The 12,653-nt window shown below is 68.0% G+C and carries 11 protein-coding genes; 5 read left to right on the plus strand and 6 right to left on the minus strand.

What is annotated here, in order from left to right:
- Positions 1–24 precede the first annotated feature (24 nt).
- Positions 25–1,221, plus strand: a complete 1,197-nt coding sequence (locus VFZ09_RS09515; protein WP_329727191.1) for a sensor histidine kinase — start codon at positions 25–27, stop codon at positions 1,219–1,221.
- Positions 1,222–1,349: 128 nt separating this feature from the next.
- The gene (locus tag VFZ09_RS09520; RefSeq protein WP_329727192.1) at positions 1,350–2,597 is read left to right on the plus strand and encodes a PLP-dependent aspartate aminotransferase family protein; all 1,248 of its coding nucleotides are present in this window, start codon (positions 1,350–1,352) and stop codon (positions 2,595–2,597) included.
- A 166-nt stretch (positions 2,598–2,763) separates the two neighbouring features.
- Here VFZ09_RS09520 and VFZ09_RS09525 read toward each other — a convergent pair whose 3' ends face one another.
- The 4 genes from VFZ09_RS09525 to VFZ09_RS09540 all read right to left on the minus strand — a co-directional run bounded on the left by VFZ09_RS09525 (position 2,764) and on the right by VFZ09_RS09540 (position 5,639).
- Positions 2,764–3,261, minus strand: a complete 498-nt coding sequence (locus VFZ09_RS09525; RefSeq protein ID WP_329727193.1) for a serine/threonine protein kinase — start codon at positions 3,259–3,261, stop codon at positions 2,764–2,766.
- Between the two features lie 11 nt (positions 3,262–3,272).
- Positions 3,273–4,202, minus strand: coding sequence for a DUF2381 family protein (locus tag VFZ09_RS09530; RefSeq protein ID WP_329727194.1), 930 nt, complete (start codon positions 4,200–4,202; stop codon positions 3,273–3,275).
- Between the two features lie 9 nt (positions 4,203–4,211).
- A complete protein-coding gene (locus VFZ09_RS09535) occupies positions 4,212–4,754 on the minus strand; it encodes a hypothetical protein (protein ID WP_329727195.1) in 543 nt (180 codons plus the stop codon).
- Positions 4,755–4,844: 90 nt separating this feature from the next.
- Entirely contained in the window at positions 4,845–5,639 is a 795-nt protein-coding gene (locus VFZ09_RS09540) for an NRDE family protein (RefSeq protein ID WP_329727196.1), read from the minus strand.
- 115 nt (positions 5,640–5,754) lie between these two features.
- On the opposite strand from VFZ09_RS09540, the gene metG reads away from it, so the two are divergent.
- From metG to VFZ09_RS09555, 3 genes are read left to right on the plus strand one after another with little or no spacing between them, the layout of a single operon-like run.
- Complete coding sequence (gene metG / locus VFZ09_RS09545) at positions 5,755–7,866, plus strand: methionine--tRNA ligase (RefSeq protein ID WP_329727197.1); 2,112 nt, start codon at positions 5,755–5,757, stop codon at positions 7,864–7,866.
- A 2-nt stretch (positions 7,867–7,868) separates the two neighbouring features.
- Positions 7,869–8,849: a HEAT repeat domain-containing protein gene (locus tag VFZ09_RS09550; RefSeq protein WP_329727198.1), complete on the plus strand. Its 981-nt coding sequence runs from the start codon at positions 7,869–7,871 to the stop codon at positions 8,847–8,849.
- Positions 8,846–9,637 (plus strand): TatD family hydrolase, encoded by a 792-nt coding sequence (locus tag VFZ09_RS09555; RefSeq protein WP_329727199.1) that lies wholly within the window; start codon positions 8,846–8,848, stop codon positions 9,635–9,637. The genes VFZ09_RS09550 and VFZ09_RS09555 overlap by 4 nt, the downstream gene beginning before the upstream one ends.
- A gap of 86 nt (positions 9,638–9,723) precedes the next feature.
- Here the strand turns inward: VFZ09_RS09555 and VFZ09_RS09560 are convergent, their stop codons facing one another.
- A complete protein-coding gene (locus VFZ09_RS09560; RefSeq protein WP_329727200.1) occupies positions 9,724–11,064 on the minus strand; it encodes a hypothetical protein in 1,341 nt (446 codons plus the stop codon).
- The coding region (locus tag VFZ09_RS09565) for a hypothetical protein (protein WP_329727201.1) at positions 11,061–12,653 on the minus strand (1,593 nt) is incomplete at its 5' end. The genes VFZ09_RS09565 and VFZ09_RS09560, both read right to left, overlap by 4 nt.

Consider the following 12,653-nt stretch of genomic DNA (forward strand, 5'->3'; position numbering starts at 1 on the left):
GCCGCGTGAGAAGAGGTCGAGCCGATGCAGCCCATGGACGATGCGTTGAACACCGCGCCCTGTGGGGTCTTCTCGTTCACCGATGACGGGACCCTCGTGGCCGTCAACGGCACGTTGGCGGAGATGCTCGGGTACGGCACTGGAGAGCTGGTGGGCGGCCGCGTGGAGTCGTTCCTGACGCTGGCCAGCCGCATGTTCTACCAGACGCATCTCTTCCCGATGCTCCGGATGCAGGGCAAGGCGGAGGAGATCTTCCTCTCGCTGCGCTCCCGGAGCGGGGAGAGCATCCCCGTGCTCCTCAACGCCGTGCGCAAGGAGCACGAGGGGGGCGTCGTCAATCAGTGCGCGCTCATCCCGGTGCGCAACCGCGGCAAGTACGAGGACGAGCTGCTGGCGGCGAAGCGGACGGCGGAAGAGGCGCTGCGCAACAACGAGGAGCTGACCCGGGCCCGGCGGGAGCTGGAGCTGCATGCCCGGGAGCTGGACCAGAAGCTCAGCCGGCTGGAGCAGAAGAACCAGGAGCTCACCCGCATCAGCACCATCCTGTCCCATGACCTGCGAGAGCCCATCCGCAAGCTCTCCATGTTCTCGAGTCTCTTCACCCAGCAGGACCGCCAGGTGTTGTCGGCGACGGGCCAGCGCTCGTTGGATCGGATCAAGCTCCAGAGCGCGAGGATGGAGCAGCTGGTGATGGCGCTCCAGGAGTTCGTGTCGCTGGACGACACCCAGGAGCCGCTCGAGGACGTGGAGCTGGGCGATGTGGTGGGTGGCGCCCGGCAGCTGGTGACCGAGAGGGCCGGCACGATGATGGAGCTGCGCAGCGAGCCGCTCCCCGTGCTCCAGGGCCGGCGCCGGCAGCTGATGATGTTGTTCTTCCAGCTGCTCGACAACTCGGTGAAGTTCCGCAGGCCCGAGGAGAGCCCGCGGATCGGCATCGAGTGCCACGTCATCCAGCACAACACCTACCGGGCCAACACGGGCAGGTACCACTACACCGACTTCGCGCGGATCCTCTACGCGGACAACGGGATGGGGTTCGACAACCGCTACAGCGACTACGTGTTCGAGGCGCTGAAGAAGCTGGATCCGGACAGCCCGGGGCAGGGCATCGGTCTGGCCATCTGCCGCAAGGTGGTGGAGAACCACAACGGCTCCATCTCGGTGGAGTCGGAGCCGGGACGCGGAACCCGGTTCACCCTGCTGCTGCCCTTGCGGCAGTGACGGGCCCTGGCCGAAGCCGATTCGGTCCCAGGCCCCTTGCGCCGCACGGTTCCGCAGCCTATTCGATGTCTCTCCGCTGCATGGATGCGTAATTTCTTCCCGTGCCCCTTGGACGGGAGGAAATTCGGATGAAGAAGCTCGGGTTCGAAACGCGTGCGGTCCACTCTGGCCGGGAAGACCTGGCCGGGCTCGGCGTCCATGCGCCGCCGATCGATCTCTCCACCACCTATCCCGTGGGCAGCATGGGGGGCATCGGCGAGTGCTTCGACGCGCTCGCCCAGGGCGGTCCCCTGCGGGACAACCCCATCTACGCCCGGCTGCACAACCCCACCGTGGTGCGCTTCGAGAAGGCGCTGGCCGCGCTGGAGGGCGCCGAGGAGGCGGTGGCGTTCGGCTCGGGCATGGCGGCGCTGACGGCGGTGCTGCTCGCGGCGCGCCAGGGCGGCAAGCACGTGGTGGCGTGCCGTCCCGTCTACGGCGGCACGGACCATCTGCTGGACAGCGGCCTGCTGGGCGTGGAGGTCACCTGGACGCATCCGCACCACGTGAGCAAGGCGCTGCGTCCGGACACGGCGCTCGTGGTGGTGGAGACGCCGGCCAACCCCACGCTGGCGCTCATCGATGTTGCCCGGGTGGTGGCGCAGGCGGGCGAGGTGCCGGTGCTGGTGGACTCCACGTTCGCCACGCCGGTGCTGCAGAACCCGCTGGCGCTCGGGGCCTCGCTGGTGCTGCACAGCGCGACGAAGTTCCTCGGCGGGCACGGTGACGTCATGGGCGGCGTGGTGGCCACGAACGCCGTCTGGGCGGCGCGGCTGCGCCAGGTGCGCATCGCCACGGGCGGCGTGCTCCACCCCGAGGCGGGCTACATGCTGCACCGGGGCCTCGCGACGCTGCCCGTGCGCGTCCGCGAGTCGCAGCGCGGTGCCATGTTCCTCGCGCAGCGGCTGGCCTCGCACCCGGCCGTGTTGCGCACGTGGTACCCGGGGCTCGCGGGGTGTGATCCCGAGGGCCTCATCGGGCGGCAGATGCGCGGGCCCGGGTGCCTGCTGTCCTTCGAGGTGGTGGGGGGCGCGAAGGCGGCGGCCCAGGTGATGGAGCGGGTGGAGCTGCTCACGCCCGCGGTGAGCCTCGGCTCGGTGGACTCGCTCATCCAGCACCCGGCGAGCCTCACGCACCGCGTGGTGGACGAGAAGCACCGCGAGGCCAGTGGCATCTGCGCGGGTATGCTCCGGGTCAGCGTGGGACTGGAGAGCCCCGAGGACCTCTGGGCCGATCTGCAGCGCGCCCTGGAGGGGGTGCAGGTGCTCGGCCCCGAGGTGGGGGAGGGGAGTGAGAAGAATCGCCGCCCGAGTGGAGATGCCGTTTGGGTTGGGTGACCTTTTCCAAGGCCAAGGGCGGAGTTGAACCGCGATCGCTTTACAGGCGATTACCGGTGCGTGTTCGGCATCTCCGGCCGGGCAGCTACCGATAGAGACGAAAAGGCGCGGAAAATCCTGACAACGGGCGCGGCATCCCGAGGAGGGCGGTGGACCGCGCCAGCCCTCAGCGGAACGAGTCGACGATGTCGACCCCCGCCACGGAGAAGTCGAGGATGGCGGTTCCAGGCAGCGATTCAGGCCGCTTCCGGAGCTGATTCTCGCTCAACCGGGCTACCGCGCAGATGGGCACCTTCTCGCTGTCCGGCGGGTGGGCCTCGTAGTACCGGATGACGACCTGCGGACCGCCCGTCCAGACCTGCCCGTACAAACGGGTAGTGGACTCGAGCGTACCGAGTTGACCCTGCAGCATGCTCTCGATTGGACCATCGTAGAGCGTGATGGGCTTTGACTTGATCTGGTTCGCGTCGAGTTCCACCCATGCGCCATTCCCGACGCGCAGTTTCATGTAGCGCATCGCCTTCTTGGCCTCCTCCGGGCATTCCTGGGGACCTGGGGTTCCATCCGGCCGCAGAGCTACCACACCGACATTGGTCGCCACGCAGCCAGAGGCCGCACCGAAGAGCACAACGGAGCCGATGAAGAGCGCTTGGGTCATGGGCATGGATGTCACCTCTACTTCCGAATCAACTTCTGATCCAGGTTCACAAGCACCTGCAGCTCCCCGTCTTCGCGGAAGATCTCCAGGACCAGATCAACGAGGCCCGCTTCCGACTCGAAGGCACTCTGGTCCGCCACCACCGCGATTCTTCCCGACTGACCGGGGGAGAGCTCGGCCCGGCTCACGCGAAGCGCGAAGGGTCGAGCAGTGTATGTCGTGAGGTCGGCGGTCAGCCGGGCATCCCTGAATATCCACGGCTCGTCGTTGTACGTGTTGGTCAGGTGAATCAAGGCTGCTGCCTTTCCTGGCCCCTCGAAAACCTCGACCTTCATGTCCATGTCCTCGCTCTTGAGGACCGCCACTCGCTTCCTCCGAAAAGGCGTCTTCTCCACCTGCCCATTGACGAGCAGCGTGGCGAAGGCGTGGTCCACCGAGTTCTCCTCCTTCTTGAGGCGCTCGTTCTCCTCGCTCAGCTTGAGCTCTCTCTTGCGTGAGTCATTGAGGGCCGACAGCACCGCGTTGTAGCTCTCGCGGTCCTTGAACACATTCACCTGATGGTCCGTCCATCCCCACTTCTCACGGCGCGGTGACCTCACGAGGAACGAGAATTCGGTCCCATCCACGAGCGTCACGAGCAGGGGAACCCACTCGTCCTCGCCCAGGTCCCGCAGCGGTTCCAGCACCACCTTCTTGCTTCCCACGAGCGGACGCTCGAACCGCCCCTCCCACCCCAGCAGGCGGGTCCTGGCCGGATCGGGTTCCTGCTCGAAGCGCAGGGTGGTGGAGACCTGGCCGGATACATAGACGTTGTTCGCCGTCCGGGCGGGGTGTTCCGAGAGCAGCAGCGTCCTGATCTCCGTCCTGGCGCCGGGCTCGAGGGCCTGCGCCACGGACGCCAGGAGGAGCAGCAAGGGCATGCAGCGGATGGGTGAAAGGGGGCGCATGGCCGGGTCTCAGGAGCCGAAGTGAGGGGAGAGCATCTTGTCGTGGTAGCCGGTGCTGTCCGGGTGCGAGCGGAAGCGCTGGGCCAGCTTGCAGAGCCGTTGCAGCAGGTCCTCGTACTCGGCCCGGCTCACGCTGCACAGCGACAGGTACAGGCGCGCCGCCCCTTGCAGGTACGAGAAGAGCGGGTGGCAGTCCAGGCCATCCGGACGCAGACGCAGCATGAGGTAGAGCCGCTCGAACTCGGCATCTGTCTCGGGCTTGTCCATGGCCGTGCAGTAGATGACTGCCGTCGACTGCAGCAGATGCAGGAAGGCGTCGTGGCGCGGAGGGGCCTTCAGCGGCAACGGCGTCTTCTCCGCGACCGTCCAGAGCCGCGAGATGGGCTTGAGCTTCACGTGCACCATCCTCCACGAGTCGTCCGCCACCGGCACCTCCTCGCCCAGCGGGAGCGCTCGTCCATGCGCATCGAACTCGATGGGCACCTGAAGCCGTTCAGGCCAGTCCGGCTCGAGTCCCGCGCGCTTCAACTCCTGTCTCACGTTCAAGTCCATGCCTCTACCTCCAGAGTCGAGGCGAGGATGATACTTCTCCCGTGGGAAGTCGAGACCTCGTTGGTCGGGTCCCGCGTGCGACCGGGGCCGTCACCCCGGGTAGAGCAGCGGCGTGACGTCCTGGAACGGCCCCTGGCATGGGGCCACGTCGGCGGCGAGGTAGTGGGCCACCCGTCCTGGCGCCAGCGCGACGATGGCCGACGAGCGCGTCCCATATTCGGGCGTGTGGATGCAGAGCGCCTGGTACTGGCGGAGGCGCTCGTGCAGCTCCGGCGGGAACTCCTGGAGGAGGAGCTCCGGCACGCGCTCGGGCAGCAGGTGGTCCGAGAGGAGGGCCTGGAGCTCCGCGACGGCCTCGGGCCAGGGCTTCCGGGCGGCCTTCTCGGCCAGCTTCCGGGCCCTCGCCACCTTGGGCAGGGCCGGGGTGTCGAGCTCGTCGTTGGGCAGCACGTGGACGCCCGGCGGGACGTCCTCCTGGCGAATCCGCTCGGAGTCCGGGCGGGCGTACGCCACCCGGAGCACCCCGGCGTCCCCATAGAGGAGGTTGAAGGGGTTGTACTCCCGGGCATCCAGCCCCGCGAGGTAGCGGTCGACCCCTTCCACGCTCTGGGCCCGCAGGGCGCGCATCACCACCTCGCCCCGCGAGCGAGGGGCCCGCGTCAGGTTGGCGGAGCCGCGCTGATTCGTCAGGCCCACGAAGAAGCCCCCGTCCGTCACGCCCATCCACGTCCCCTGACGCTCCAGGTCGCGGCCTCCGACGACCCGGGGAGAGAGGGACAGGACCTGGGGGCCAGCGGCCGGGCGGGCGTGGAACTCGTCGCGGTTGGCGGCCAGGACGAGCGGCCACTCGGGGTGGATGTGGCGGAGGATGGCGATGGTGCACATCGTGTGGGGTCGATAACAGCTCCGGGACCCCGGTGCATCAGGTGCGTTCCTTGATTACTTCCCGATGACCGGAGCCCTCCGAGCGGCTAATGTCCGCCGCCCTTCAGGAGAACCCATGGCGGAGAGAATCCTCGTCACCAGCGCGCTGCCGTATGCGAACGGCCCCATCCACATCGGCCATGCCGTCGAGTACGTCCAGACCGACATCTACGTGCGCTTCCTGCGCTCCTGCGGCAAGGACGTCGTCTACTTCTGCGCCGACGACACCCACGGCACTCCCATCGAGATCAACGCCGCGAAGCAGGGTCTCAAGCCCGAGGAGTTCGTCGCCCGCTGGTACGACGCGCACCAGGCGGACTTCCGCGACCTCGGCGTCAGCGTCGACTACTTCCACTCCACCAACTCGCCCGAGAACAAGCACTACGCCGAGTTCATCTACGGCAAGCTGAAGGACCAGGGCGACATCGAGAAGCGCGACATCGAGCAGGCCTACTGCGAGACGGACAAGCGCTTCCTGCCGGACCGCTTCATCAAGGGCACCTGTCCCAACTGCAAGGCGGCCGATCAGTACGGCGACGCCTGCGAGAAGTGCGGCAAGGCCTACGCCCCCACGGACCTCATCGAGCCCCGGTGCGCCCTGTGCGGGACGCCGCCGGTGCGCCGCAAGTCCTCGCACCTGTTCTTCAAGCTGTCGCGCCACGCGGACTTCCTGCAGGAGACGCTGCGCAAGCCCGGGTTCCTCCACCCCGGCCTCGCCACCCAGCTCCAGGGCTTCTTCGAGCAGGGTCTGGCGGACTGGGACATCAGCCGCGATGGCCCGTACTTCGGCTTCTCCATCCCGGGTGAGACGGACAAGTACTTCTACGTCTGGCTGGATGCTCCCATCGGGTACATCGCCACCACGGAGAAGTGGGCGAAGACGACGGGCAAGGCGAAGAGCGCCCTGGACTACTGGGCCGAGGACAGTGACGCCCGCATCATCCACTTCATCGGCAAGGACATCGTCTACTTCCACGCGCTCTTCTGGCCGGCGGTGCTCAAGGAGGCCGGCCTCAAGCGGCCCGAGAGCGTGAAGGTGCACGGCCACCTCACGGTCAACGGCGAGAAGATGAGCAAGAGCCGCGGCACGCTCATCCCCGTGCGCTCCTACCTGGAGCACCTGGATCCGAGCTACCTGCGCTACTTCTACGCGGCCATGCTGGGCGCTGGAGTCGAGGACCTCGACCTGAGCCTCAAGGACTTCCGCCTGCGGGTGAACGGCGAGCTGGTGAACAACATCGGCAACCTGGCCAACCGCAGCCTGTCCATGCTGGCGGGTGCGGCGCTGGAGAAGCGTCTGGCTCCCGCCACGAAGGAGGGTCCCGGCAAGGCGCTGGTGGAGGCCGCGCTGGCCCGGGTCCCCGAGGTGCGCGAGGCGTTCGAGAAGCTGGAGTACCGCAACGCCATCCGCGTCATCACGGAGATCTCCCAGTCGGCGAACGGCTTCCTCCAGACCGCGGCCCCGTGGGCCAAGGTGAAGACGGATCCCGAGGCCGCTCGCGCCGACCTGAGCGATGCCGCCGAGGTGGCCTACCTGCTGGGCGCGCTGCTGACGCCGGTGATTCCGCGCGTGACGGAGAAGCTGTTCGCGCAGCTCAACGCGCCGCCGCTCACCTTCGAGGCGCTCGCCACCGCGCGCTACCCGCTGCTGGACCGCAGCCGGCCCGTGGGCACCCCCGAGCCGCTCCTGCCGCGTCTGGAGGAGGAGCGCGTCAACGCCATCCTCGGCCAGACTCCCGCCGCCGCCGAGCCGGCCAAGGAGGAGAAGAAGGGCAAGGGGGACAAGGGCGAGAAGAAGGCCGCCGAGCCGAAGCCCGCTGCCGAGGCCAAGCCCGCCGCGCCCGCCGCCGAGGCCGCGCCCGGGGAGATCGAGATCGGTGACTTCGGCAAGGTGGTGCTCAAGGTGGGCAAGGTGCTCGCCGCCGAGCGCGTGCCCAAGGCGGACAAGCTGCTGAAGCTCACCGTGGACCTGGGCGAGGGCCAGCCGCGCACCATCTGCTCCGGCATCGCGGAGGCCTTCCAGCCCGAGCAGGTGCAGGGCCGCAACGTGGTGGTGGTGGCCAACCTCAAGCCGCGCATGCTGAGGGGCATCGAATCGCGCGGGATGATCCTCACCGCCGGACCTGGCGGGAAGAACCTCTCCTTGCTGGATCCGGGGGATATGCCTCCCGGCTCCGAGGTGAAGTGAGCGTGACGGACTGGCGGGCCGAACGGGACCGGGCGCTTCTCGCCCTCGAGCGAGAGAAGCACCCGGGGTTGCGCATGGAGGCGGCGGAGTTGCTCTTCCACCTCGCCGCCGAGGACGCCTCACGCGCGCCCGAGATGTCCGCGTCGTTCCAGCGGTTGCTGGCCGACAAGCAGGTGGCCGTGCGCCGCACGGGCGTGGGCATGGCCACCGCGGTGCTCGCCGCCGAGGAGCTCCCCGGCTTCTTCGCCACGCAGCTCGCCGATCAGGAGAGCCTCGTGCGCCTGGAGGCCGCCGGGCGCCTCGCGGACCTCGCCCGGCCGGACTGCCGGGGGTTGTTGGCGCAGGCCCTGGAGGACCCCGTCTTCGAGGTCCGCTTCGAGGCCGCCCGGGGCATGGCCGCCCTCAAGCACCCGGCGGGGCTGGAAGTGCTCGTGGAGGCGCTCGACGAGGAGCTGCTGCGTTTCCGGGCGCTCGGGGCGATGGCCGAGCTGGGGGACGCGCGAGCACTGCCGGCCGTGCAGCGGCTGTTCCGCCGGTGGATGCTGCCCGCCTTCGACAAGACCCAGGCCGCGGGCGTGCTCGCGAAGCTGGGGGATGCCGAGGGGGCCGCCTGGCTCCTCAAGCGGACGGAGCGGCGGCGGTGGAACTGGGCGCAGGACCGTGCGCTCGCCGTGGAGCTGTGTGGCGAGGTGAAGGCCTCGGGCGCGCTCGAGCGGCTGCACACCATCCTCACGGATCCGAAGGACGACTGCCGGGGCGCGGCGGCGCGGGGACTGGGCCGCCTGGCGGACCCGAAGGCCCTGCCGTGGTTGCTCGCGTTGATGGATGAACCCGGAGTCCCCGAGGACTACCGGCTCGATGCCGCCGAGGGCCTGTGGCTGCTCGGCCTTCCCGAGGGCCGTGACCGCGTCCGCGCGGTGCTGCCCTCGTTGTCGCAGGAAGCCCGTGCCGAGCTCTCCGAGCTCATCCAGGAGATGCCATGAGGCTCGTTGATTCACATTGCCACTTCGATCGTGCCGATTCCGAGTACGTGAACGCCGCGCTGGAGCGGGCCCGTGCCGCGGGGCTGGTGCACGCGGTCATCGTCGGCCAGTTCCAGGGCCCGGGGGATTGGGGCATCGCGCTGGAGGTCGCCGCCGCGCATCCGGAGTTCCTCACGGCGACGCTCGGCATCCATCCGCACGAGGCGGCCCGAGCCACCGAGGCGGACTTCGAGCACCTGGAGCGCACCTGTGCCCGGCCGGAGATCCACGCGGTGGGCGAGGCGGGGCTGGACTACTACTACGAGCACTCCGCGCGGGACGTGCAGCGGGAGGTGTTCCGCAGGCAGTGCGTGCTGGCGAAGCGTCTGGGCAAGCCGCTGGTGGTGCACGTGCGCGAGTCGACGAAGGGCGGGGACGCGCATCCCGAGTGCGAGGCCATCCTGAAGGAGGAGGGCATGAGCCGGGGCGTCATCCACTGCTTCACGGGGGACACCGAGGCGGCGCGGCGCTACCTGGACCTGGGATTCCTGCTGTCGCTGTCGGGCGTGGTCACCTACAAGAAGACCGAGGCGTTGCAGGACGCGGTGCGCTTCGCGCCGCTGGACCGGTTGATGGTGGAGACGGACAGCCCGTACCTCGCGCCCATCCCGTATCGCGGCAAGAAGAACGAGCCCTCGTACGTGGTCGAGACGGCGAAGAAGGTCGCCGAGCTGAAGGGCGTGACGCTCGAGCGGGTGGCCGAGGTGACCACGGCCAACGCGGCGGCATTGTTTGGATTCACGGTGTGACGCGGTAACAACCATGGAGGGCCAAATTCGGGGTTCACATGGAGCCAGAGCCGGGAAGATGGCTGCGGCCTCGGTGCAGTTCTCCGTTAGTCCCGGCACCGCTCCGCCATGCGGTAGAGGTACGTAAGGGAGCAGTCCAACAGCGACTGTCGAGAGCGCATGTAGTTACGGGCTCGGACGAATGGAAGCCAGACGCGGTTGCCCACCAGTACCTGTGCCTCATCAAGCTTCTGGCGCGGTATCCACCTGCCGTCAAGGTTGCGCACCAGCACTTCACCCAGGTACGCACCAATGGCGGGCACCGCGTGCTCGTCGATGGCCTCCCGAAGGCGACTTTTCGGGAACTCCTCCCGCCAGAAGTAGAAGTCGGCATCCGAGAGGGACTCGGGTGTCGCCTCGAAGATTGAGGGCACCTCCGAGTGAAGTAGGGCCACGAGGTGCTCGGCGTAGAGTCTGTACTGCTGGAGAGCGCGCTCTACATTCTCTACGTCCGAAGGCAGGGCGGCATCTACCGGGAGCCACTCCTCGGGCTCGGGTGGTCGCCACGCGTTGAGTTCAGCGATTCTGCGCTGGCGCTCGTAGCTGGGGGCGCGGTCCACCACACGGGAGAGCAGCGGAGCCAGGTCCGGCGGGAAGCGGGGTTCCACGGGGGCGAGCATGGCACTGCGCTCATGCAAGGTGCTCAGAATGGTGTCGAAGTCGAGGTCCGGCCGGAGGTGGGCGTGAGCGCGGGCCTGTGCGAGCCGTGCCTCCTCGCTGGCGAAATCCGCCACTGTTGGCCACGTCACCAGGAGGATGGAGCCGTTGGGCAGTTCGTCCACCCGGTGGGCTGGAGTGGACAACATGCGCTCGCGGCCAACCGTCTCCACCAGTTTGGGTCCGAAGACGTTGAGCCAGGACACCTCGTAGATTTTGTCGTACCCGTCTCTGTATTCAGTCTCGTCGTCGCGACCGAAATTGGGAGAGCCTGTCAATTCCATGTCATCACTGCTGTGTGCCGCCGCATGGGTGACCGGGTAACGCAAGGCCCACGCGCGCACCATCTCGACAAATTGGCCACAGCGCTCCTCCTCGGCGAAGAAAGAAAGCGGCTGCACGTTGACCGTAATGTCCAGTTTGGGATGTCGGGGAGGGAGCCAGAGCCAGAGGGTCATGTCCAGCGCGGGCCACTTCGTGCGATAGAACCCTAGGCTCGTGAACACATCGTCACGACCCTCCTCTAGGGCCGTCCAGATTGCAGCGCGGGTGTATTTGCGTCGGCGCTTGCCTTCAGCGACGTCCGGCATCCACCCGGCGGCGTACCTTTCAAGCGCTTGGAGAAAGGGCTCCAGCTCTCTTTCCAGTGCAACCTGCTGGTCGAAGGCACCGTCGAAAGTGAGTCGAAGGCGATCCTCCGGCTTCAAGTCGTGCACACTCAGTCGCTTCATTGGAACAACACCTCGACTCCCGGAACGGCTGCCTTGGCCGCGTTCACGGCTCTCTTCAACTCGTTTACATTGATGGGTTTGAGGTCGCCGCCCTCGTAGATGAGGCGCACCCGCTGAACGGGAACCTCGCCAGCCGCACCGAAAGGACGTTGGAGGGAATCCCGGCGGATATCCAGACTCCCGCCGTACTTCTGCAGAGCTTCCTTCGCGTCCTCAATCACCTGACGTCTCAGGGCTCCTTCGTCCAACAGCGAGAGATTTCGGCTCTTGAAGCTGAACGACTCCACGCGCCGCGGCCCTCCCCCGAGCGCGCCTTCTTCAACGACGAGCACATCCGCGAAGCGCAGGCCGGTGCCCGGCTTCCTCACGCCCACCTGGATTTCGATGCGAGGCCTGTCGAAATCCCCGAGGAGGCTGCGCTGGGCCCGCGGCTTCTCCGCGTCCGCTTTCAGCAGCCTCACCATGTCGCGCTCGAAGGCCAGCCCCCGGGCAAACCACCCGCGCAACTGCTCGTAAGGCGCCCACTTCAGGGGGCCCTCGGCGGCCGTGCCACTCTCCACCTCCTTGAAGCGCTCGTTGTAGTACTCCACGTACTCGCGCCAGCGCGGGCTGCCCTGGGCCTCGGGCGGTGGGGCTTCGAGGGCGGGGCGGTGCTGCTCCAGCACCTTCACGTCCTTGGGCAGGCGCGGGCCCGTGGCCTCGAGCTCCGCCGCCGCCAGCTTCGCCTCCACCACCTCCCGCGTGTGGCCCACCCCGTCATCCACCAGCGAGGCCAGGGTGCCCTGCCCCTCCGCGACAGGGGCCTGTTTCGGAGAGGGGCGTGCGGCGTCATCCGCCGCGGCGGTGGCCTTCCCGGCGCTGGCCCCCTCACCACTCTTCACGGGCGGGGAGCCCGAGGCCCCCGGCCTGGCCCTGGACATGAGCGGCCGGGCCCTGGCCACGTTTCCCCGCGCTTCGTACAGCGCCAGCGCGGCGTCCACCCCTCCCACGGCCACGAAGCGTCCCGCCTCACGTCTGGCTCGTATGTAGCGGGCCAGCTCCCGCATGCCCTCCACGCCCGCGCCCAGCCGTGCTTGCAGTTCCCGCGTCCTCTCCGCGAGGAGACTCACTCGCACCCGCACCGTCTCGAGTCCCCGCTGGAGTCCGGCTCCTCCTCCCCGGGCCTCGTAGAGGGTGCGCACGCCCTTGCCACCCACATACAGGGTTGCCAGCAGCGCGACGGGCGTCAGCTCGCGCATGGCCTGCTCGTATTCGCCCTGAGTCAGCGAGGACAGCCCGTGGCCCGTCCCCGCCGCGAGGTAGTAGAAGCCCAGCGGCACGCCGAAGGTGACATTGTCCACGCTGCCCAGCAGCACGTTGCCTGCCGAGTAGTGCTGTTTCGCCGCCTCCTGTTCCACCTCGTCGAGGTCCTGCTGGTATGAGGGTGGGAGCTGGCCCCGTTGCCGGGAGTAGTGGGTGTACCAGGCGTTCTTCTCCTGCTCGTGGGTGAGCAGGCCGGAGACGGCGCGGCCTGCCCCCCGCAGCAGGTCTCCGGATTGGAAGTCCCTGTCCGGACGGGCCGAGAGCTTCAGGCCCCGCGCCTCCAACTC

The organism is Archangium sp., from assembly GCF_036277355.1.
In the GTDB taxonomy this organism is placed as follows: Bacteria; Myxococcota; Myxococcia; order Myxococcales; family Myxococcaceae; genus Archangium.

Bases quoted from the DNA above. Each gene is read 5' to 3' on its own strand.
- VFZ09_RS09530 (WP_329727194.1), bottom strand. From the start codon at position 4,202: ATGCGCCCCCTTTCACCCATCCGCTGCATGCCCTTGCTGCTCCTCCTG.
- VFZ09_RS09535 (WP_329727195.1), bottom strand. From the start codon at position 4,754: ATGGACTTGAACGTGAGACAGGAGTTGAAGCGCGCGGGACTCGAGCCG.
- VFZ09_RS09540 (WP_329727196.1), bottom strand. From the start codon at position 5,639: ATGTGCACCATCGCCATCCTCCGCCACATCCACCCCGAGTGGCCGCTC.
- VFZ09_RS09560 (WP_329727200.1), bottom strand. From the start codon at position 11,064: ATGAAGCGACTGAGTGTGCACGACTTGAAGCCGGAGGATCGCCTTCGA.
- VFZ09_RS09515 (WP_329727191.1), top strand. From the start codon at position 25: ATGCAGCCCATGGACGATGCGTTGAACACCGCGCCCTGTGGGGTCTTC.
- VFZ09_RS09525 (WP_329727193.1), bottom strand. From the start codon at position 3,261: ATGCCCATGACCCAAGCGCTCTTCATCGGCTCCGTTGTGCTCTTCGGT.
- metG (WP_329727197.1), top strand. From the start codon at position 5,755: ATGGCGGAGAGAATCCTCGTCACCAGCGCGCTGCCGTATGCGAACGGC.
- VFZ09_RS09555 (WP_329727199.1), top strand. From the start codon at position 8,846: ATGAGGCTCGTTGATTCACATTGCCACTTCGATCGTGCCGATTCCGAG.
- VFZ09_RS09520 (WP_329727192.1), top strand. From the start codon at position 1,350: ATGAAGAAGCTCGGGTTCGAAACGCGTGCGGTCCACTCTGGCCGGGAA.